We start from the raw sequence: 21,180 nt of genomic DNA, 5'->3' as shown, positions 1-21,180 counted from the left end.
CCCGACTCGGATTCGGTTTTCAGAATTTTTTATGTTGATACGATACCGGCTGCGCGATTCAACCGGAGAACAGGGTGAAACGCCCGCCATCGACCGATACCGGCGACGAATGCAGCGGATTTTTCAGCGTACCGCTTGCCGCGCCGGCCTTTTCCCAATCCGCACACTTTTCCACAATCTGGCCTGACGTTGCGTTCTCGATCATGTTCGCCGTCAATTTGATATACGAACCGTTCGCGCCAATCCAGATTTCGTCGGCCGACAGGTACATCTTCTTGCCCGCCGTAATCTTCACATCCTGCGATGCAGCCAAGCTCATCGAATCGTTCTGTGCCTGAAGGTCGATCGGACCACTCGCCGCGTAGATTTTCACTCCGAGTTTTTCCGCAAACAGGCTGATTTGTTCCAGTACGCTGGCAAGCAACGCACGGCCGGCTGCGAGGTTGATGTTCTCGCCGGCGACCACATTGGCCTGCTGGTTTGCTGTGATGTGCGCCGATCCTTGCGTCGATGCGGCAATGCCCTCGGGGCTCGACAGCAGCATGATCGGCTTCGCAAAGCCGTTCGCGTTGCCCGTGCCGCCGCCTGCCGTGCGACCGCCCTTGGTCGTGCCTGCCACCGGGTGTTGCGTCGCGTCGGTGAAGGTTTTCAGCGCGTTGTGGCCGTCTTGCTGGCTTTGCGCCCGATTCGTCTGGCTCGCCTTTGATGTTGTTTCCAGCGTCGCCTCGGCGCGGGTCAGTTGTTCGGATGCCGCCGTCGCGCTCATCGGTTGGGTCGCGGCGGGTTGCGTCGAAACGTAGAGCCCTTGTTCGGCCCGCACCGCACCGTAGCCCAATGACTTGAGGTCAAAGCCCTGCCCGATGAACGCGCCGCGCGTGTTGCCCGAATGCTGGATCAGATAGCCCAGGTGCAGATGGGAGCTATAGCTCGTCGAGTACAAGTGCACACGGTTCTGCCCGCTGGCGTCGTCCATCATCAGTTGGTTGTAGCCTTCGCCGCCGTATTCGCGCGACAACAAGCCAGAGGTCAGCCCGTGCGTGTGCCATTCGGGCATGCTTTCGCCGCCATGCATTCTGGACAGGATCACGGGACGATCGCAATCACCGTTGATGAAGCCGATCAAGACTTCGTCGTTCTTGCGCAGTGGAAACATGCCGCCGCGCTTTCGGCCCGCATCGGGCATCGCCGCACGTATCCACGCCGACACGTTCTGGTCGCCGTCATTGAGTCGATTGGACGTCAGCCGCACCTTCGCACGCAGCATCGCATCCGTATAAATCTCTTCGTCCTCGGGACCGCCGACGATGCCCGTCTGAAGCTGCATGATCGGCTTCTTGTGTTCGAACGGACTACGAAACGCGACGCGGCGCCGTTGCGCTTCGATTTCGACGTGGAAGAATCCAACGCCGCCGTCGTCATGGCGCACGGACGAACCCGCACCGCTCGCGCGCGCTTGCTCGACTTCAGCGCGCAGGCTCCTGCGAAAACGCATCAGGTTCTCGAGTCCCGGCACGTTATTCCGGATGAGCCAGTTCACCGAGAGAATCGCCATTTCGCGATCCTGATCCGGTTGTGCGTCATGCACCGGGTGCCCGGTCAGCACCCCATAGCGGCCAGGCCATGCGCAACGCAATGCGCCCACGCCGTAGAAGCGTTGCGCGCGTGAGCGCCATTCCTCGGTGACAACGTTTGCCTGAGCCTCGCCCATGTCGCGATCGGACCACGTATGCGACCCGGTGTATTCGTACTGCTCACCCAGCCCCGGTACATCGTCAAGATCGAACGCAGGCATCGTGACGTGCTTCGAAAGATCCGGACGCTTGTAGTCGAACGTACCTGTGTCGAGTTCGGCCGACTGGATTTCCTGCGAATCGATCCACTCGCTAAGACCATCGAATTCTTCGTTCTGCACCGAGCGGCTAAACAAAATGGTCTTTTGCTTCAACTCGGGAACCGAGAAAAGATCGTCCATGATGACGACCTTGTGCGACTTGCCGTCCTGCGCGATATCGAAACGCGGAAAAAGGCCGAGTTCTTCAAATGTACGGTGGACGTAGTTCCAGTCGGATTCCCATTGCATCCGCTGCGAATACGAGCGCAATGCCTGACGCAGTTGCCACGTAAAGTTACCGGCCGCCTGCGGATACTTCCCAAGCACATCGGACACGGTTTGTTGCGCAGGAGTCTCGATCCAGTCGCGCCGGTCGCTGCCGAGCCGCAGCAGCGCGAGGAACGAATTGAATCGGAGCTGGTAATAGGTGTTGGCTCCGTCCCCGCCCAAGCGACTGAACGCAGTCACATAACCGTGAATCGGCATTTCGCTGCCGTCCGTCTGCCGAATCCACAGCGTCACGGATTGCCGGATCAGTGCCTTCGCCTGAATCGTTTCGAGTCGCGTCGACGTTGCGTCGATCGTGAATTCGAAGTCTCGCCCGAGGCAAGCACGCCCACGGACATAGAGCGGGACCAGCCAGTCTTCGCCAAGCGGCGTATCGAGGCGGACAATGCGTCCGTGTTGCACGTATTGCGTGCGCAGCGCCTTGTTCAGGAGATCGGAAACCATCAAACTACCCCGTACCGTGTAGTAACAAAAACGGCCGCCGAGCATCGCCGGGCGGCAGATTGGTATCTCTTCGCAATAGGAAACGGCCCAGAATTTTTTCTGGCCCCTACAGAGGCCTTCGGCATAGACACGATTCAAACCACATCTGGCCGAACCGGAATTCATCATATCAAAACGAACTCGGATGTGGCTTACGTCATGCTTTCGCGCAAATCGATGCCGTCAGGCGGTACCGGCACGCAGCCCGTGGGCCACGGCATTCGCTAACGACAGCGCCCACCGTAGCTCGGGCCAGCCAGATAGCGATAAATCGAATAACCGCCGTTTACCTCGAAGCCTCCAGTCCATAAACGTCAGAAACCGTGAATCCATCGAGCGCGAACTCCCCGCAACGCAATGCTCGCGCAAGCCATGCGCCCTCTGCGGGCCAATGGATAGTCGAGCAACGTGCGGTTGGGTACGTGAGAACTGCCGCGGCCGATACGATGCCTCTGATTCCTCCGCCCGACATCGGCATGCTTGCCAGAACGCTTCGCAAGCGCTGTAAACGCAAAAGGCACGGGTTCAATCACCCGTGCCTTTTGCGTATCTGGCGTTGCCTACCTTCAGAACGTATGCATCATCCCGACATACGCACCCGTCTGCGACTCGCCCGTCATCGGGCTCGTCCCCGACGTCGCATCGCGCGGCGCCGCGAGCAGCGAGAAGTTCGAGTTGCCGCCGTTGCGCACATACGCAACCGTGCCGTACAGGAACGTGCGCTTCGACAGGTTGTACGTGGTGCCGAGCACATACATCATCGCGTGCCCCGACGGGTCGTGCGACGCATCGCCGCCGCCGTCGCCCACCTTCACGTAGTAACCGCCGCCCGTCACCGCCCATTGCGGCGTCGCCGAATAGGTCGCGCCGAGCCAGTAGTGATCGGCGCGATCGGCTACGCCGGCCGGGCTGTCCGGCGCCTGGTAGTGCGTATACGCGCCCTGGATCTTGAACTTCGACACCTTCACGTTCGCACCGACGAAATACTCGCGCGACGCGGTGAAGATGTTGCTGAACTTGCCGTTGTTGTCGCGCAGTTCGTCATAGATGCCGCGCACGTCGAGCAACGGCGAGTGGTACGAGATCATGATCCCGTCCGAGCGGCCGAAATCGTCGGCCGCGCCGTAGTTGAAGCCGCGTGATTGATTACCGAACGCGTATTGCGCCTGCACGTCGAAGCCGCCGATCACCGGGCTGTGATATTCGATGTTGTTGCTGGTCTGCTGCCAGTTACGGCCGCGCACGAGCGAGGCCGACGAAAACGCCTGCTGCACGAACGGGTCGAATTCCCACACGCCGTCGCTGTCGATGAACAGGTTGCGGCCGGCCTGCAGCTGGCCCCACGTGTTGCTCTTCAGCCCGACGTACGCACGCCGCGACCACATGCGGCCGCCGCCCGTCTGCCCGTTCATCACCTGGAACGCGGTTTCCAGGTTGAAGACCGTCGACAGCCCGCCGCCGAGATCCTCGATGCCTTTCAACCCGAACATGCTGGTGCCCCAGTCGCCGCTTTCGGCGCTCCAGCGGGTCCCGCTGCCGCCGTTCGGCTTCGCGATGTGGTTCAGGTATTCGATGCCGCCGTCGACGCGGCCGTACAGCGTCACGCTCGTCTGTGCAAAAGCGGCCGCCGGTGTGGCAGCCGCGATCAGCCATGCGAAATGTTTGAGTCGCAAAATGATGCCCCCTCGGAGTCTCGACCTTCCAGCGCGCGCCCCATGCGCGCGCCCCGGGTCTGTTTATCCGCGATCGATCGAAAAACGCCCGGGGCCCGCCGCGCAAAGCGCGAACAGGCCGCCGGCGATCGCGATGTTCTTGTAGAAATGAATCATGTTGTTGATCTGCTCGCCGCCCGTCATCGTCCAGTAGTGGTGGCCGATGATGCCGGTGCCGATCGTATAGAGCGCCAGCAGCAGCGCAAGCGCCCGCGTCTGGAAGCCGACCAGGATCGCGATCCCGACGAACAACTCCATCACGACGGAGATCGCGGCGGAGATGATCGGCGCGGGCGCGCCTTCGGAACCCATGAACGCGATGGTGCCGGGGAAGTCGACGATCTTCTTCCAGCCGAACATGATGAACAGGATCACGAGCAGGATCCGGGCAAGCAGCAGCAGCACATCGCGCTGGGACGCGAGAAACGGTTGATTCGGTGTCATGGTGTCGATCAACGAAAACGATGCGCGTCGCTGGAACAGCCGCGGCGCACCGGATTGCGAATGAACCAGGACGGGCGGCCGCCTGCGCCGCCCGCCCCGCTCTGCAACAACCGGCATCGGGCAACAACCCGATGTGCTGTGCTCCTCCTCTTGTCAGTTATCGCCCTGCTTCGTCACGCGCCGCATCAACGCAGCTTCGCGACGTCCTGCTCGGTCACCTTCGCGGCCGGATTGCCGAACTGCCCGGTCAGGTAGTTCGTCAGCGCGGCGATCTGCGCATCCGACAGCTCGTGGCGGAACGCCGGCATCCCGACGTCCTCGCTGCCGGCCTTGCGTTCCACGCCGTTCAGGATCACCTGCACGAGGTTGGTCGGATTCGGCGCGCCGACCGTCGAGTTGTGGAACAGCGGCGGGTAATAGCCGTCCGGCGTGCCCTTGCCCTGCATCTGGTGGCAGGTCGCGCAGTTGCCGAGATAGAGCCGTGCCGGATCGATGCCGGACGACGCGAGTGCGACGCCGCGCAGCGTCAGGCCATCTTCGGCCGGCTTGCCCCACGACGAGCGCGACTGCTTCGCATCGCCGCTGGCGACGGCCGGTACCGTGCGAATGTACGTCGAGATCGCGCCGATGTCGGCTTCCGTCATCTTCGAGAAGCTGTGCTCGACCGCCTCGGCCATCGGGCCGGCCGCCTGCGCGAGACCCGGCACGCTGCCGGTGCGCAGGTACTGGACGAGCTGCTGCTGCGTCCAGCCGCCGATCCCCGCGTTGGCGTCGGAGGTGATGTTGTAGCCGTCCCAGCCCGCGAGCACCGTGCCCGACAGAAAGCTGCCGCCCGTCTCGTCGAGCGATTTCTCCTGCATCGCGATGCCGCGCGGCGTATGGCACGTGCTGCAGTGAGCGAGACCCTGGACGAGATACGCGCCGCGGTTCCACTCGGCGCTCTGCGCCGGCTTCGGTTCGTATGCGCCGTCCTTCAGGAACAGCCAGTTCCAGATCTTCAGCGGCCAGCGCATGCTCAGTAGCGCGGGGATCTCGTTCTTCGGCGGCGCCTGCTTGACCGGCTCGACGCCGTGCATGAAGTACGCGTACAGCGCCTGCACGTCGTCGTCGTTGATCTTCGCGTACGACACGTACGGCATCGCCGGATACAGGTTGTCGCCGTTCTTCGACACCCCGTGGCGCACCGCGCGCTCGAAGTCCTCGGCCGACCAGTTGCCGATGCCCGTCTCCGGATCGGGCGTGATGTTGCTCGTGTAGATCTTGCCGAGCATCGGGACCGGCATGCCGAGACCGCCCGCGAACGGCTTGCCGCCCTTCGCGGTGTGGCACGCCATGCAGTCGCCCGCGACCGCGAGATATTCGCCGCGCTTGACCAGCGCCGGATCGGCCGCATCGGCCGCGCGTACGAGACCCGGCAGCGCGAGGCAGCCGGCAAGGAGGAAGGTGAGAGTAGATTTCCGCACGGTCAGACTTCCTTCTTCAGCGTGTCCGACATCCGCAGCGCCAGCGCCGCGATCGTCAGCGTCACGTTCACCGTACCGACGGTCGGCATCGTCGAGCTGCTCGAGATGAACAGGTTCGGATGGTCGAACGTGCGGCAGTCCTTGTCGACGACCGAGTCGCGTGCATCCGCGCCCATGATCGTCGCGCCCGTGATGTGGTTGTTCGGCGCGAACTCGTCGTTGAAGACGACTTCGGTGCCGCCCAGCACCTTCGCGGCCGTCGCGTAGACCTCGCGCGTGTGCACGGCGCCGCGCTTCACGTAGTCGTCGATCGCATACGTGATCTCGGGGCGCGGGATGCCGACCGCGTCGGTGGCCGTCTTGCTCGGCACGATGCGGTTCTCGGGTTGCGGCAGGATTTCGTGGAAGCAGTCGAACTGCACGAAGCGCGCGGAACGGTCGCGGATCTGTGCGTCGAGCTCCTCGGGCTTCATCAGCTTGCCGCCCTTGAAGATCTTCTGCGTTTCCTGGTTGATGCGCGACATGTTCGACAGGTGGATCTTCTTCGCGGCTTCGTTCGCGCGGAACGGGCCGTCGCGGAAACCGATCAGCGACGTCATCTCCTGCGGGCCGCGGCCCGGCCACAACTTCTCGTTCGCGTAGAACGACACGCCGGTGCCCGGGTGATCCATCAGGTTCCGGCCGACCATGTCCGAGCTGTTCGCGACACCGTTCGGGAAATCGCGGTTCGCGGACATCAGCAGGATCTTCGGCGTCTCGATGCCGTTCGCGGCGATCACGAAGTACTTGCCTTCGACGCGGTGGTCGGCGCCCGTCTTGTCCTTGTAGACCGCCGCGGTGATGCGCTTGTTCGGCCCCGTCTCGAGCTTGTAGACGACCGCGCTGTCGATCAGCTTCGCGCCGGCCTGCTCGGCCTTCTCGACGTGCACGATGCCGTTGTACATCGCGCCGATCGGGCAGATCGGCATGCAGTTGTTGTTCCCGCAACAAGTCGGCCGGCCGTCGTACGGGCGGCTGTTGCGCGCCACAGGCTCGGTCACCACGTGGAACTTCGGGTCATAGCCGTTGAGCGCGCTCTTGATCGTCTGCTCGTTGAACGACAACGGCAGCGGCGGCATCGGGTACGGCTCCTTGCGCGGCGAGTACAGGTCTTCCTCGGGGCCCGGGCCCCACACGCCGAGTTCCTCTTCGGCGCGCTGGTAGTAATGCTCGATGTCGTCGTACTGGATCGGCCAGTCGCGGCCGACGCCGTACACCGTCTTCATCTTGAAGTCGTTCGGGATGAAGCGCCATGCCGATGCGGCCCAGTGCCACGTCGTGCCGCCCACCGCGCGGATGTACTGCGAGTTGAACTTGTGCTCGCCCTTCAGGATCAGGTAGTCGTTCGGCGGGCCGTATTCCGGATGCGGCGCCCACGCGCTCGACGGGTACGGCGCCATGAAATCGGTCTTGTCGACCTGGTTGCGGAAGCGCTCGACGATTTCCCAGCGCGGCATGCGCGGGCCGGCTTCCAGCAGGATCACGGACTTGCCCGCCATCGCGAGCTGGTGTGCAACGATCGCGCCTGCGACACCCGATCCGACGACGACGACGTCGGCCTTTTGCGTATCGGTATCGGCCATCAGGCTTGCCTCTCGATCGGTTTTTCGGCCCAGAAGCCGGGTTTGTTGGGGCAATACGACGGGATCACGAGCGTATCGGATACGACGCTGAACATTAATGCTTCTTCGTAGGTAATCACGACGTTGTCGACGATGCCGAGATACCACGCTTCAAGAATCTTCAGCGCGAGTGCTTCCTGATCGGGATTCAGCGAACCGGACGCGAGTGCGCCGGCGAGTTGCGGCAGGCTGTCGGCCGTCTTGAACGAGCCCTTCTGCAAGGCCTGCAGGAAGCGCTGGCCGAGCACGCGGCTCAACCCCTTCTTGCCTGTCAATGCTTCGGAGAGCGTCATGAACGTATCGAGCGGCGCGGTGCCGGGATCGTCTGCCAGGGCCCGCAACGCCAGCGAGCCGGTGAGGCCCGCCGCCGTCAGCGCCAGTGCGCCCTGCAACCATTGACGCCGTGTGATGCCAGTTACGGCTGCGTCGCCAGTGCGACGCGAGTGGGGAGTGTTGTCGTTGTGCATGTTTCCTTCTCTCGAACACCGGATTCGGGAAAACCACGCTTGATATTTCTCAAACATTGGCGCGGACCTGAAATGTACGCGCACAAATCGGATCGAACAATCTTTTTATAGTCCATTAAATGTTCCGCAATCCGAGACAATCGACATTTCGCTGCATTTTTGTATCGTCGACGCGACAAATCTGCGGCACGCACACCAGTGTCGCATGTCGACGACACACTGTGCGGTGCGGTGCGATGCGCGCGCATGTCGGTCGGTTAGAATCGCGTGCAATCAAACAGAAAGCTTCCCTCCGAGGGCAATCGAGCGATGAAGCAGCACGACAAACAGAACAAAGCAAAGCGAACCAACCACACCACCCGGCTGCTCTGGCGCATCGGCGCCGTCGCGGCGCTCGGCGGCGCCACGGCACTGTCGCTGCATGCGGGCGCGGCGCGCACGGTGAGCGTATCGCCGCAAGGCACCGTCACCGAAGTCCGGCAGAGCGTCGTCAAGTTCGACGAACCGATGGTCGCGTTCGGCTCGGCCTCCGCGCCGAATCCCGCACGCGTCACCTGCAACGATTCCACGGCCGCGCGCGGCCAGGGTCACTGGCTCGACGACAAGACCTGGGTCTACGACTTCGAAAACGACCTGCCGCCCGGCGTGCGCTGCTCGGTCGCGCTCAACGACACGTTGCGCTCGGTCGCCGGCAATGCGGCCAGCGGCCCGCGCCGCTTCACGTTCCAGACGGGCGGCCCGTTCCCGGTGAATGTGCGCCCCGGCTCGCGCGAGATCGAGGAACGGCAGATGTTCGTGCTGAAGCTGAACGGCCCGGCCGAACCGCGCTCGGCGCTCGCGAACATCTGGTGCGAAGCAGCCGGCATCGGCAACCGCATTCCGGTCACGGCCGCCGACGACGATGCGCGCAACGCCCTGCTCGATCACTTCGGGCTGAAGAAAGATGCCGCGCGCGTGCTGACGCTGTCGTGCGCGCAGGCGCTGCCGGCGAGCGCAAAGATGCAGCTCGTGTACGGCAAGGGCGTCACGAGCCCGAGCGGGATCCCGAACGAAACGGAACGACGCTTCGATTTCACCGTGCGCGCCCCGTTCGCCGCGAGCTTCTCGTGCGAACGCGAGAATGCGAAGGCACCGTGCACGCCGCTGCGTCCGCTCACGCTGTCGTTCAACGCGCCGATCTCGCGCAAGAACGCCGAGGCCATCAAAGTGCGCGGCCCTGACGGTTCGCTCGCGCCGACCTTCGCGGCCGACGACAAGAGCGAGGAAGTCACCACCGTCACGTTCAACCCGCCGCTGCCCGAACAGGCCGGCCTGACGATCGAATTGCCGTCGGGCCTGCGCGACGTGACCGACCGCTCGCTGTCCAACGCCGACCTGTTCCCGCTCGCGACGCGCACCGCGCCGATGCCGCCGCTCGCGAAATTCTCGTCGGGCACCTTCGGGATCGTCGAGCGCTTCGCCGAACCCGATTCGCCCGCGCTCGTGCCCGTCACGCTGCGCAACGTCGAGGCCGACCTGCATATCGACGGCCTCAACACCCAGGGCGCGCAATTCTCGAACCTGAAGGTCGACGACGACACCGCGATTCGTCAGTGGATGCGCACGGTCGACCGCTTCGACAACTGGTCGATGACGGCCGGTTCGATCGACAGCCAGATTCCCGGCCTGCTCGAACGCAAGGGCCAGCATCCCGTGTACGTGCCGCGTGAAGCCGGCGAAAAAGCGCCCGCGCCGAAGGATCGCCGCATCGACGTGCGCTCGCTGACGCTGCTCAAGGGCCAGCCCGGCGTGCAGGCGCTGACGCTGCCGAAGGCGGACCCGAAGGCACTGCGCCCGTTCGAAGTCGTCGGCGTGCCGATCGACAAGCCCGGCTTCTACGTGCTCGAACTCGCGTCGCCCGCGCTCGGCCGCTCGCTGCTCGCGAAGCCGTCGAGCATGTACGTGCGCACCACGGTGCTCGTCACCAACCTCGGCGTGCACCTGAAACAGGGCCGCGAAAACAACCTCGTGTGGGTCACGACGCTCGACAAGGGCAAGCCCGTGCCGAACGCGCAGATCCGCGTGTCGGACTGCAACGGCGACGAGATCGCGTCCGGCAAGACCGATGCACAGGGCCTGCTGAAGATCGACGGCGCATTCGAATCGAAGCGCGCATGCAGCTCGTCCGATTCGGAGCAACACTTCGACGACTACTTCGTGTCGGCCCGCGTAAACGATCCGAAGACGGGCCCCGACATGGCGTTCGTCAGCTCGGGCTGGAACCGCGGGATCGAATCGTGGCGCTTCAACGTGCCGACCGACACCGACAGCGCGCGGACCGTGCGCGCGCATACGGTCTTCGACCGCACGCTGCTGCGTGCCGGCGAAACCGTGTCGATGAAGCATTTCATTCGTGCCGAGACGCTGCAGAGCCTCGCGTTCCCGTCGCAATATCCGACGCGCGTGACGATCCGCCATCTCGGCACCGGCCAGACCTACAAGCTGCCGCTCACGTGGGCGGCCGACCACAGCGCGGACACGCAGTTCACGCTGCCGGCCGCCGCGAAGCTCGGCGAATACAGCGTCGAGCTCGAAGGCGGCCCGGAAGACGCACCGACCGCCACCTATTACAGCGGCAGCTTCCGCGTCGAGGCGTTCCGCCTGCCGGTGCTGAAGGGGTCGATCGGCGCGCGCGACGCGCAGAAGAGTCCGCTCATCGCCGTGAAGGAAGCGCCGCTCGCGGTGCAGATCGACTACGTGTCGGGCGGCGGTGCATCGAACCTGCCCGTGCAGGTGTCGGCGCTGATGAAGTGGGCGTCGCCGCCGTTCGCGGATCGCTTCGAGGATTTCAGCTTCACGCCGTATCGTCCCGAAGCGAGCGACGGCAATGCCGACGACGATTCGCAGGATGGCGACAACGCATCGGCGTCGAACAACGATCCCGACGCGACGAAGCTGATCGCCGACAAGCTGCCGCTGACGCTCGACCGCAACGGTGCGGGTTCGGTCACGCTCAAGGGGCTGCCGGACGTCGACGCACCGAAGCGCATCGCGCTCGAAGCGACGTTCGCCGACCCGAACGGCGAAGTGCAGACGATTCGCGGCGACACGATCCTGTGGCCGGCCGCGGTGGTGGCCGGCATCAAGGCGGGCCGCTGGGTATCGGTCGGCCAGCGCGTGCCCGTGCAGGCACTGGCGGTCGACCTGCAAGGCAAGCCGCGCGCATCCGTGCCGATCGAAATCAAGGGCGTTGCGCACATCACGACGTCGTCGCGCAAGCGGATGGTCGGCGGCTTCTATGCATACGACAACAAGAGCGACACGCGCGACCTCGGCGTGCTGTGCTCGGGCAAGACCGACGACAAGGGCCGCATGGCCTGCGACGCGACGCTCGAACAGGCCGGCAACGTGCAGCTGATCGCCGTCGCCAAGGACGGCGATGGCCGCACGTCGAATGCCTCGACATCGGTGTGGGTCACGCGCGAAGACGAACTCTGGTTCGGCGGCGACAACACCGACCGGATCGACGTGATCCCCGAGAAAACCTCGTACGAACCGGGCGAAACCGCCCGCTTCCAGGTGCGCATGCCGTTCCGCTACGCGACCGCGCTGGTCGCGGTCGAACGCGGCGGCGTGATGGAAACGCACATCGTCGAGCTGAACGGCAAGAATCCGACGGTCGACCTGAAGGTCGGCGAATCGTGGGGGCCGAACGTCTACGTGTCGGTGCTCGCGCTGCGCGGCCGGATTCGCGAAGTGCCGTGGTACTCGTTCTTCACGTGGGGCTGGAAGGCGCCGGTCGAATGGGCGCGCGCGTTCTGGCGCGAAGGCCGTCACTATGAAGCGCCGACCGCGTTCGTCGACCTGTCGAAACCGGCGTTCCGCTACGGGCTCGGTGAAATCAAGGTCGGCACGGGCGTGCACCGTCTCGGCGTGACCGTGACGACCGACGCGACGCGCTACACGGTGCGCAGCAAGGCGCAGGCGCACGTGAAGGTCACGCTGCCGAACGGCCAGCCCGCGCTGGCCGGCACGCAGATCGCGGTCGCGGCCGTCGACGAGGCGCTGCTCGAACTGATGCCGAACAACAGCTGGGACCTGCTCGACGCGATGCTGCGACGACGCGCGTACGGCGTCGAGACATCCACGGCACAGATGGAAATCGTGGGCCGCCGCCACTTCGGCCGCAAGGCCGTGCCGGCCGGCGGCGGTGGCGGCAGCGCGCCGACGCGCGAGCTGTTCGACACGCTGCTGCTGTGGAATCCGCGCGTGACGCTGGATGCCAACGGCAGCGCGACCGTCGAAGTGCCGCTGAACGACGCGCTCACGCGCTTCCGCATCGTCGCGATCGCGGCGGTCGGTGCCGACCGCTTCGGCACCGGCAGCACGTCGATCCGCAGCACGCAGGATCTGCAGCTGATCTCCGGCCTGCCGCCACTCGTGCGCGAAGGCGACGCGTTCCGCGCGCAGGTCACGCTGCGCAACACGACCGACCGCGCGATGCAGGTCGTCGTGACGCCGCGCGTGACGGGCGTCGAGGTCGCACCGCAGACCGTATCGCTCGCCGCCAATACGGCTACCGAAGTCGCGTGGACGATCACCGTGCCCGAGCAGGCGCTCGACGCGGCCGGTGCGCTGAACTGGCGCATCGAAGCAGCCGAGCAAGGCGGCAAGCGCGCGTCCGACGCGCTGGCGGTCGCGCAGAAGGTCGTGCCCGCGCTGCCGGTCACGGTACAGCAGGCGACGCTCGCGCAAGTCGACGGCACGCTGACGGTGCCGGTGGCCTCCCCGGCCGGCGCCGCGAACAACGCGCAAGGCCTGCCGCGCGGCGGCATCGCCGTGTCGCTGCAGTCGAAGCTGGCCGACGGGCTGCCCGGCGTGAAGCGCTGGTTCGAGCGCTATCCGTACCGCTGCCTCGAACAGCAGACCTCGCGCGCGATCGGCCTGCGCGACCCCGCGCAATGGCAGGCGCTGATCGCACGGATGCCCGTCTATCTCGACAGCGACGGGCTCGCAAGCTACTTCCCGCCGTCGTCCGACGATTCGCATGCCGGTAGCGCGACGCTGTCGTCGTACCTGCTCGTGGTGTCCGACGAAGCAAGCCGTCTCGACCCGCGCTTCGCGCTGCCGGAAGACCTGCGCACGCAGCTCGAGGCCGGGCTCGCGCGCTTCGTCGACGGCCGCCTCGAGCGCAACACGTGGGCGCCGCGTCAGGATCGCGACCTGCGCAAGCTCGCCGCCATCGAAGCGCTGTCGCGCTACGGCGCCGCACAGGGCCGCATGCTCGGCTCGATCGAGATCGCGCCGAACCAGTGGCCAACGTCGGCGGTGATCGACTATCACGCGATCCTGACGCGCGTGAAGGACATCCCGCAACGCGACGAGAAACGCGCGCAGGTCGAACAGATCCTGCGGGCGCGCCTCACGTACCAAGGCACGCAGCTCGTGTTCTCGACCGCGCGCGACGACGACCTGTGGTGGCTGATGACCAGCAACGAGACCAATGCGGCACGTCTCGCGCTGGAATTCGCGGGCGACCCGGCATGGAAGGACGAGATGCCGCGCGTGACGGCCGGCCTGCTCGCATTGCAACGCCAGGGCGCATGGCAGACGACCACGTCGAACGCGCTCGGCCTGCTCGCGGTCGAGCGCTTCTCGCGCACCTACGAGAGCACGCCGGTGGCCGGGGCGACGAAGGTCGCGCTCGGCGGCGACGAGCGCACGATCTCGTGGTCGCAGGCATCGGCACCCGCGCCCGTCGACACGCCGGCCTCGGCCACCCCGGCCACCCGCGCCGCCGCGGCCCGCAGCGTGATGCTGCCGTGGCCGCGCGCGGCGCAGGCGCCGGCCACGCTGTCCGTCACGCAGGACGGCACGGGCCGCCCGTGGGCCACGATCGAAAGCCTCGCGGCGGTGCCGCTGCGTTCGCCGTTCGCGGCCGGCTACCGGATCACGAAGACCGTCACGCCCGTATCGCCCGCCGTCAAGGGCGTGCTGACACGCGGCGACGTCGTGCGCGTGCATCTCGACATCGATGCGCAGAGCGACATGACGTGGGTCGTCGTGAACGATCCGGTTCCGGCCGGTTCGACGATCCTCGGTTCCGGCCTCGGCCGCGACTCCGAAGCCGCGACGCAGGGCGAGAAAACGCCGGACGGCGCATGGCCGGCGTTCATCGAGCGCGACTTCGACGGCTACCGCGCGTACTACGACTATCTGCCGAAGGGCAAATTCTCGGTCGAGTACACGGTGCGGCTGAACAACGTCGGCACGTTCGGGCTGCCGCCGACGCGTGTCGAGGCGCTGTACGCGCCGTCCGTGTACGGCCTGTGGCCGAACCCGCCGATGACCGTGAAGGCGGCCGACGCGGGCAAGTAACGAGACCTCGATGATCGATCTGGTATTGCCGCGGCCGGCGCGTTTCGCCGGCCGCGTATTCGTGGCCATCGTGCTGGCGGCGCCGCTCGTCGCGGCGGGCGGCGCGCTGTACGTCGAGACGGGGGCGGAGCTCGATCCGGCCGCGCACGAAGCGCTTGCCGGCTGGGAGGTCGTGAAGCACGGCAAGGCCGGTGCGGTTCACTATCATTTGCTGCGGCGCGAAAATGATGAATAATGCGCGTTCCATACGAGGCGGCGCGCCGCAAAGGCGACGCATGCCCATCTCGGCAGCGGCGTGCGCATCGCACGGCTGCCATCCCGTTTGCGTGATGACAGGAGGAGCGACATGGTAGTCGCCGTGTATCCCGGTACGTTCGATCCGCTGACGCGCGGGCACGAAGACCTCGTGCGGCGTGCGTCGAGCATTTTTGATACGCTGGTGGTCGGTGTTGCCGACAGCCGCGCGAAAAAGCCGTTCTTCTCGCTGGAAGAACGTCTGACGATTGCGAACGAGGTGCTCGGCCATTATCCGAACGTGAAGGTGATGAGTTTCACCGGCCTCCTGAAGGATTTCGTCCGCACCAACAATGCGCGCGTGATCGTGCGCGGCCTGCGCGCCGTGTCCGATTTCGAATATGAGTTCCAGATGGCGGGGATGAATCGCTACCTGCTGCCCGACGTCGAGACGATGTTCATGACGCCGTCCGATCAGTACCAGTTCATCTCGGGGACGATCGTGCGCGAAATCGCGCAGTTGGGCGGCGATGTCAGCAAGTTCGTGTTCCCGTCCGTCGAGAAGTGGCTGACCGAGAAAGTCGCTGCGATGGGAGGCCCTGCCGCGTAATGCGGCGCCGGCCGGTTTCGTTGCGAAGCCGGCCGCCGGCCTGAAGAAGTGAGATCAGTATGTCTTTGATGATTACCGACGAGTGCATCAATTGCGACGTGTGCGAGCCCGAGTGCCCGAACGGCGCGATTTCGATGGGCCCGGACATCTACGTGATCGACCCGAACAAGTGCACCGAGTGCGTCGGCCATTTCGACGAACCGCAGTGCCAGCAGGTGTGTCCGGTCGAATGCATTCCGCGCGATCCGCAGCATGACGAATCGCACGCGCAATTGATGGAGAAGTATCACGCGTTGACCGCCGCGAAGGGCGACGACGCGTCGTGACCCCGCGGTGACGCGCGCGCTCGAGAGCTCGGGCGCATCCGGATCGGCGCCGCCTGGCGCCGGTTCCTTCATTTCACAGCAGCTCGCGCAACGCCGCGACGAGCGCATCGCATTCGGCGTCCGTGCCGATGGTGATGCGCAGATGCTGGTCAATCTGCGGCAGCCGGAAGTGCCGCACGAAAATTTCCCGTTCCTTCAGCTTTGCCGCAATCGCACCCGCGTCGTGTGCGGAATGGCGCGCGAACACGAAATTCGCGGCTGACGGCACGATGTCGAAGCCGAGCGCGTCGAGCGCGTGCGTGAGACGCGTCCGGCTGTCGATCACGCGCCGGCAGGTTGCGTTGAAATAATCGGTGTCTTCGTACGCGGCCTGCGCGGCGACCTGTGCGAGCCGATCGAGCGGGTACGAGTTGAAGCTGTCCTTCACGCGGTTCAGTGCGTCGATCAGCGCTGCGTCGCCGAACGCGAAGCCGACGCGCATGCCCGCAAGCGAGCGCGCCTTCGACGTCGTGTGCACGACGAGCAGGTTCGGGTAGCGGTCGATCAGCGTAATCGCGGACTGCGCGCCGAAGTCGACATAGGCTTCGTCGATCACGACGACCGACGACGGATTCGCGGCCACGATCCGCTCGACGTCCGCGAGCGGCAGTGCGCGCCCGGTCGGCGCGTTCGGGTTCGGGAACAGCACGCCGCCGGCATCGTCGAGATAGTCGTCGACTCGGATCGAGAAGTCGTCCGCGAGCGGGACGATCGACGTCTGGACGCCGTACAGGCGCGCATAGGTCGGATAGAAGCTGTAGGTGATGTCGGGGAAGCGCAGCGGCCGGTCGTGCTTGAGCAGCGCCTGGAACGTGTGCGCGAGCACCTCGTCGGAGCCGTTGCCGACGAACACCTGCTCGGGCTTGATGCGGTGATGGGCCGCGACCGTCTCGCGCAGCGCGCGCGCAACCGGGTCGGGATAGCGGCGCAGCGTGTCGCCGGTCTCGCCGAGTTCGCGTGCGATCGCCGCGACCACGCGGGGCGACGGCGGATAGGGATTCTCGTTGGTGTTCAGCTTGACGGGGTGTGCGAGCGCGGGCTGCTCGCCCGGCACGTAAGGCACGAGTTGCTGAACGATGTCGCTCCAGTAACGGCTCACCGCTTGGCTCCTGTCGGGCAAAGCGACCAGATTACCGCATGTGTGCGCAGGGAGGGGCGGGCGGGGCCGCCCGGCGGCGCCGGACGGCTCGATGCACCGGAGCGGTGCGATGCGGTCAGTTGCGATGCAGTTGCATCGTCGCGCGGTCGAGTTCGCCCTTGACGACCATCGGCATCACGGCGAGCGCGCGCTCGATCGACGCATCGATCACGTCCTGTTCCTCGCGGCGCGGCGGCTTCAGCACGAAGTTCGCGACGTCGGGCTTCGCGCCGGCGCGCGCGCTTTCCGGAATCAGGTCGCGCGGATGGCCGATGCCGATCCGCAGCCGCCAGTACTGCTGAGACGACAGGTGCGCGGTGATGTCCTTCAGGCCGTTGTGGCCGCCGCTGCCGCCGCCGAGCTTCAGCTTCACGGTGCCGGGCGGCAGGTCGAGCTCGTCGTGCGCGACGAGGATCTGGTCGGGCAGGATCTTGAAGAATTGCGCGAGCGCGACGACCGACTGGCCGGAGCGGTTCATGTAGGTTTGCGGCTCGAGCAGGTGGACTTCCTCGCCGTGCAGGCGCGCTTTCGCGTAGAAGCCATGGAAGCGGCGCTCGTCGCGCAGCGTCGTGCCGGCTTCGCGGGCGAGCTGGTCGATCAGCCAGAAGCCGGCGTTGTGGCGCGTCGCGGTGTATTCCGCCCCGGGATTGCCGAGGCCGACGATCAGTTTGATCATGACGTTTCGAAGGCGGCAACGGCCGCCTGGGCGCAGAAAAAGAAAAACCCGCCGGGCAAGCCGCGGCGGGTTGCGTCGACCGTTTCGTGAAACGGATCGATGGGGCGCGTTGGCAGCCCGCTTAGGCAGCCGGCGTTTCGCCTTCTGCTGCGTCCGACACGGCACCAGCCGGGACCGTCGCCGATGCGACAACCGGGTTTTCCGCGTCGACGTGCGCGACCAGCACGACGCCCTTCGGCAGCGTGATGTCCTTCGCGTGCAGCGATTGACCCGCTTCGATCTTCGACAGGTCGACTTCGAGGAACTCCGGCAGGTCAGCCGGCAGGCACTCGATTTCGATTTCCGTCGCGACGTGCGAAACGATCGCGCTCGACAGCTTCACGGCCGGGCTGATTTCCGCGTTCAGGAAGTGCAGCGGAGCCTTCGTGTGCAGCTTCTTCTTCGCGTCAACGCGTTGGAAGTCCACGTGCAGCACCAGTTGCTTGAACGGGTGATATTGCACGTCGCGCAGCAGAACCTGTTGCGACTGGCCAGCCACTTCGAGGTCGAGGATCGACGAGTGGAAAGCTTCCTTCTTCAGGGCGTGCCACAGGGCGTTGTGATCGAGTTCGATCTTTTGCGGGGCTGCTTCGCCACCGTAAACGATACCCGTGGTCTTACCAGCGTTGCGCAGGCGGCGGCTCGCACCCGTACCTTGCTCTTGGCGCTCGAAAGCGACGACTTTCATGTGATTCTCCAATAGCTGCCCGCGACCAGGCAGTAAAACGGGGCCGTCAAACTGCGGCCCCCGATGAAACGGTCGGGGTTTCGTCTATCCCGTCCGATTGTGCAAAAAGCGAAGCGTTGCCGCTTCGCTTTCTGCGCATGCTTTGTTCAGTCGATTCGCGATCAGGATTCCGCGAACAGCGACATCACCGAGTCGCCGCGGCGGATCCGCGAGAACGTTTCGGCCAGCAGGCTCGCGCTCGTCAACGCACGGATCTTCGAGCAGCCGAGCGATTCGGCGGACAGCGGGATCGTATCGGTGACGACCAGTTCGTCGAGCGCCGATGCGGCGATACGATCACCAGCGCCACCCGACAGCACCGGGTGCGTTGCGTACGCGAAGACCTGCTTTGCGCCGCGTTCCTTCAGCACTTGCGCGGCCTTGCAGAGCGTGCCTGCCGTATCGACCATGTCGTCCATGATCACGCAGGTGCGGCCTTCGACTTCACCGATGATGTTCATCACTTCGGAGACGTTCGCCTTCGGGCGACGCTTGTCGATGATCGCGAGATCGCAGTTGAGCTGTTTCGCGAGTGCCCGGGCACGCACCACGCCGCCGACGTCCGGCGACACGACGAGCAGATCCGAGTAGTTCTGCTTGCGCAGGTCGCCCAGCAGGATCGGCGTTGCGTAGATGTTGTCGACCGGGATGTCGAAGAAGCCCTGAATCTGGTCGGCGTGCAGATCCATCGTGATGATCCGCTCGACGCCGGCGATTTCCAGCATGTTCGCGACGACCTTCGCCGAGATCGCGACACGCGCCGAGCGCGGGCGGCGATCCTGACGGGCGTAGCCGAAGTAGGGGATGGCAGCAGTGATCCGGCCAGCGGATGCGCGCTTGAGCGCATCGACCATGATCATCAGTTCCATCAGGTTGTCGTTCGTCGGCGCGCACGTGGATTGCAGGACGAAGACGTCCTTGCCGCGCACGTTTTCCTGGATCTCGACCTGGATCTCGCCGTCGGAGAAACGGCTGACCATTGCTTTGCCGAGGGGAATTCCAAGGATATTGACGACTTCCTGGGCGAGCGCGGGATTCGCGTTGCCAGTAAAGACCATCAGGCCATCATGGCTGTGGCTGCTCATCGTGCACCTGCTTCAGGCTTGGGCGGGAAATGCGGGAAAAATTTTTGGCAGGGGAGGAAGGACTCGAACCCTCGCATGCCGGAATCAAAATCCGGTGCCTTGACCAACTTGGCGACTCCCCTACACTTAACTGATAACTTCACCGAACTTGTGTAGGCCGTTCGGCAAAGTAAAACTTCATGACGCGAAAGCGAAGAGCGGATGCTCGTTCAGGCTCTCGGCAACTGCACCGTTCCAACCGGTGGGCAGCCTGGCTTGCGCCGCTTCTGCCTCATGCTTGCTGTGAAACGCTGCAAACACGCTTGCTCCGGAGCCGGTCATCCTCGCGGGGGTCACATCATACAACCATTTGACCACCTGCGCAACTTCCGCGTACTTACTTGTCACAACTTGCTGCATATCGTTCCGACCGAAACTATCTGGCCATCCCGCGTCGCTGTTTTGCTGTGCAAGAAAGTCCGTAATTGTGACGCGCTTCGAATCTCTTGTCAACAACTCATCTGAAAATATTTCAGCGGTTGGGACGTGAACGCGGGGCGTTACAACCAAGAACCAGCGAGTCGGCAATTGTACCTCAGCTAATTCTTCTCCGATACCCTCTGCGAACGCATTTTTTCCAAAAATAAAAAACGGGACGTCCGCGCCGAGTTTTACCGCGAGCGACTGGAGTTCGGCGCGCGGCAGGTCGAGTTGCCACAGGCGGTTCAGCGCGAGCAGCGTCGTGGCCGCGTCGGAGCTGCCGCCGCCGAGGCCGGCTCCCATCGGCAGGCACTTGTCGATCTCGATGTCGACACCGTGCGCGATGCCCGTATGCGCTTTCAGCAGGTTGGCTGCACGCACCACGAGATCGCTTTCCTCGGGCACGCCGGGCACGTCGGTGACGCGTGCGACGCGACCGTCGTCGCGCAGCGTGAAGTGCAGCGTGTCGCCCCAGTTCAGCAACTGGAACACGCTCTGCAGATCGTGATAGCCGTTCGGACGGCGGCCGGTGATGTGCAGGAACAGGTTGAGTTTCGCGGGCGCAAGGCAGTTGCGCAGCGAGCGGGTCGAATCGGTCATGCGTAGGTCTGGGCTAGGCGGGTGCTCACTGATCGAGCACGAGCTTGATGTCGAGCGGCGGTGTCGCTCGCACGAGGTTGACGCGTTTGACGCCCGTGGCCGGGGCATCCGCGTAGGCAAGGTAGTCGATCGTCCAGCCGTCCTGGCGGATCTGCTTGACGCGCGTACCGTCGGCCGGATCGCGCACCGTCTCCGCGGGCGTGGCGGGCGCGGCTGTCGGCAGCAGCCAGTAGCGCAGGCCCGCGAGCGGCAGTTCGAAGCCGAGCGTTTTCTGCATCAGGTCGCCGACGTCCGGCGCATATTGCGTCGGACGGTTCGGCAATTCGAGCGATGCCGCCTGCGGCGTCGACTTCACGACCGCGAGCGTCTGGCCGAGCGGGCTGCGCAGCTCAAGCGACACGTCGTCGCCGTGCTCCTGCCAGTCGAAGTTGCCGTACACGTTCTGCTGCTTGCCGAGACGGTCGTCGTACTGCACCGCGAAGCGGCCATGGTAAGCGTGCGTTGCGGCGGTCTGCAGCGCCGCGCCGGTCGGCGCGCTGGA

General features: G+C 64.8%; 15 protein-coding genes, 1 tRNA gene and 1 pseudogene. 4 read left to right on the top strand and 13 right to left on the bottom strand.

The window, feature by feature from the left end; all coding sequences use genetic code 11:
• Positions 1-58: 58 nt before the first annotated feature.
• The 6 genes from G3N99_RS07945 to G3N99_RS07920 form a co-directional block, all read right to left on the bottom strand.
• Positions 59-2,563 (bottom strand): type VI secretion system Vgr family protein, encoded by a 2,505-nt coding sequence (locus tag G3N99_RS07945; protein WP_206122078.1) that lies wholly within the window; start codon positions 2,561-2,563, stop codon positions 59-61.
• A 605-nt stretch (positions 2,564-3,168) separates the two neighbouring features.
• Positions 3,169-4,275, bottom strand: a complete 1,107-nt coding sequence (locus G3N99_RS07940) for a porin (RefSeq protein ID WP_206122072.1) — start codon at positions 4,273-4,275, stop codon at positions 3,169-3,171.
• 63 nt (positions 4,276-4,338) lie between these two features.
• Positions 4,339-4,758: a DoxX family protein gene (locus G3N99_RS07935; RefSeq protein WP_175042399.1), complete on the bottom strand. Its 420-nt coding sequence runs from the start codon at positions 4,756-4,758 to the stop codon at positions 4,339-4,341.
• Between the two features lie 185 nt (positions 4,759-4,943).
• A complete protein-coding gene (locus G3N99_RS07930) occupies positions 4,944-6,221 on the bottom strand; it encodes a cytochrome c (RefSeq protein ID WP_206122071.1) in 1,278 nt (425 codons plus the stop codon).
• A 2-nt stretch (positions 6,222-6,223) separates the two neighbouring features.
• Complete coding sequence (locus tag G3N99_RS07925) at positions 6,224-7,843, bottom strand: GMC family oxidoreductase (RefSeq protein WP_206122070.1); 1,620 nt, start codon at positions 7,841-7,843, stop codon at positions 6,224-6,226.
• Positions 7,843-8,349 carry a sugar dehydrogenase complex small subunit gene (locus tag G3N99_RS07920; protein WP_041493268.1) on the bottom strand — a complete coding sequence of 169 codons (507 nt, stop codon included), beginning with the start codon at positions 8,347-8,349 and terminating at the stop codon, positions 7,843-7,845. The genes G3N99_RS07925 and G3N99_RS07920 overlap by 1 nt, the downstream gene beginning before the upstream one ends.
• A 309-nt stretch (positions 8,350-8,658) precedes the next feature.
• On the opposite strand from G3N99_RS07920, the gene G3N99_RS07915 reads away from it, so the two are divergent.
• The 4 genes and pseudogenes from G3N99_RS07915 (at position 8,659) to G3N99_RS07900 (ending at position 15,876) form a co-directional block, all read left to right on the top strand.
• The gene (locus G3N99_RS07915) at positions 8,659-14,706 is read left to right on the top strand and encodes an MG2 domain-containing protein (protein WP_206122069.1); all 6,048 of its coding nucleotides are present in this window, start codon (positions 8,659-8,661) and stop codon (positions 14,704-14,706) included.
• Positions 14,707-14,770: 64 nt separating this feature from the next.
• A pseudogene (locus tag G3N99_RS07910) lies at positions 14,771-14,941 on the top strand (16S rRNA (guanine(966)-N(2))-methyltransferase RsmD); the annotation flags it as partial.
• Between the two features lie 111 nt (positions 14,942-15,052).
• Positions 15,053-15,550, top strand: a complete 498-nt coding sequence (coaD, locus tag G3N99_RS07905; RefSeq protein ID WP_031403077.1) for a pantetheine-phosphate adenylyltransferase — start codon at positions 15,053-15,055, stop codon at positions 15,548-15,550.
• Positions 15,551-15,609: 59 nt separating this feature from the next.
• Positions 15,610-15,876 carry a YfhL family 4Fe-4S dicluster ferredoxin gene (locus G3N99_RS07900; protein ID WP_043187288.1) on the top strand — a complete coding sequence of 89 codons (267 nt, stop codon included), beginning with the start codon at positions 15,610-15,612 and terminating at the stop codon, positions 15,874-15,876.
• 73 nt (positions 15,877-15,949) lie between these two features.
• Here the strand turns inward: G3N99_RS07900 and hisC are convergent, their stop codons facing one another.
• The 7 genes from hisC to lolB form a co-directional block, all read right to left on the bottom strand.
• Entirely contained in the window at positions 15,950-17,014 is a 1,065-nt protein-coding gene (gene hisC / locus G3N99_RS07895) for a histidinol-phosphate transaminase (RefSeq protein WP_206122068.1), read from the bottom strand.
• A gap of 115 nt (positions 17,015-17,129) precedes the next feature.
• Entirely contained in the window at positions 17,130-17,729 is a 600-nt protein-coding gene (gene pth, locus G3N99_RS07890) for an aminoacyl-tRNA hydrolase (RefSeq protein WP_006477776.1), read from the bottom strand.
• Positions 17,730-17,850: 121 nt separating this feature from the next.
• Positions 17,851-18,456, bottom strand: coding sequence for a 50S ribosomal protein L25/general stress protein Ctc (locus G3N99_RS07885; protein ID WP_011353236.1), 606 nt, complete (start codon positions 18,454-18,456; stop codon positions 17,851-17,853).
• Between the two features lie 161 nt (positions 18,457-18,617).
• Positions 18,618-19,580: a ribose-phosphate pyrophosphokinase gene (locus G3N99_RS07880; RefSeq protein WP_011353235.1), complete on the bottom strand. Its 963-nt coding sequence runs from the start codon at positions 19,578-19,580 to the stop codon at positions 18,618-18,620.
• Positions 19,581-19,625: 45 nt separating this feature from the next.
• Positions 19,626-19,702, bottom strand: a tRNA-Gln gene (locus G3N99_RS07875).
• A gap of 55 nt (positions 19,703-19,757) precedes the next feature.
• The gene (ispE, locus tag G3N99_RS07870) at positions 19,758-20,639 is read right to left on the bottom strand and encodes a 4-(cytidine 5'-diphospho)-2-C-methyl-D-erythritol kinase (RefSeq protein ID WP_206122067.1); all 882 of its coding nucleotides are present in this window, start codon (positions 20,637-20,639) and stop codon (positions 19,758-19,760) included.
• A gap of 25 nt (positions 20,640-20,664) precedes the next feature.
• The coding region (gene lolB, locus G3N99_RS07865; RefSeq protein ID WP_206122066.1) for a lipoprotein insertase outer membrane protein LolB at positions 20,665-21,180 on the bottom strand (516 nt) is incomplete at its 5' end.

It is taken from the genome of Burkholderia sp. Ac-20392 (genome assembly GCF_017104585.1).
GTDB classification, from domain to species: domain Bacteria; phylum Pseudomonadota; class Gammaproteobacteria; order Burkholderiales; family Burkholderiaceae; genus Burkholderia; species Burkholderia lata.
This window is presented reverse-complemented; position numbering and strand designations above follow the sequence as displayed.

Bases quoted from the DNA above. Each gene is read 5' to 3' on its own strand.
- G3N99_RS07945 (WP_206122078.1), bottom strand. From the start codon at position 2,563: ATGGTTTCCGATCTCCTGAACAAGGCGCTGCGCACGCAATACGTGCAA.
- G3N99_RS07935 (WP_175042399.1), bottom strand. From the start codon at position 4,758: ATGACACCGAATCAACCGTTTCTCGCGTCCCAGCGCGATGTGCTGCTG.
- G3N99_RS07925 (WP_206122070.1), bottom strand. From the start codon at position 7,843: ATGGCCGATACCGATACGCAAAAGGCCGACGTCGTCGTCGTCGGATCG.
- G3N99_RS07920 (WP_041493268.1), bottom strand. From the start codon at position 8,349: ATGCACAACGACAACACTCCCCACTCGCGTCGCACTGGCGACGCAGCC.
- G3N99_RS07915 (WP_206122069.1), top strand. From the start codon at position 8,659: ATGAAGCAGCACGACAAACAGAACAAAGCAAAGCGAACCAACCACACC.
- coaD (WP_031403077.1), top strand. From the start codon at position 15,053: ATGGTAGTCGCCGTGTATCCCGGTACGTTCGATCCGCTGACGCGCGGG.
- G3N99_RS07900 (WP_043187288.1), top strand. From the start codon at position 15,610: ATGTCTTTGATGATTACCGACGAGTGCATCAATTGCGACGTGTGCGAG.
- pth (WP_006477776.1), bottom strand. From the start codon at position 17,729: ATGATCAAACTGATCGTCGGCCTCGGCAATCCCGGGGCGGAATACACC.
- G3N99_RS07885 (WP_011353236.1), bottom strand. From the start codon at position 18,456: ATGAAAGTCGTCGCTTTCGAGCGCCAAGAGCAAGGTACGGGTGCGAGC.
- G3N99_RS07880 (WP_011353235.1), bottom strand. From the start codon at position 19,580: ATGAGCAGCCACAGCCATGATGGCCTGATGGTCTTTACTGGCAACGCG.
- ispE (WP_206122067.1), bottom strand. From the start codon at position 20,639: ATGACCGATTCGACCCGCTCGCTGCGCAACTGCCTTGCGCCCGCGAAA.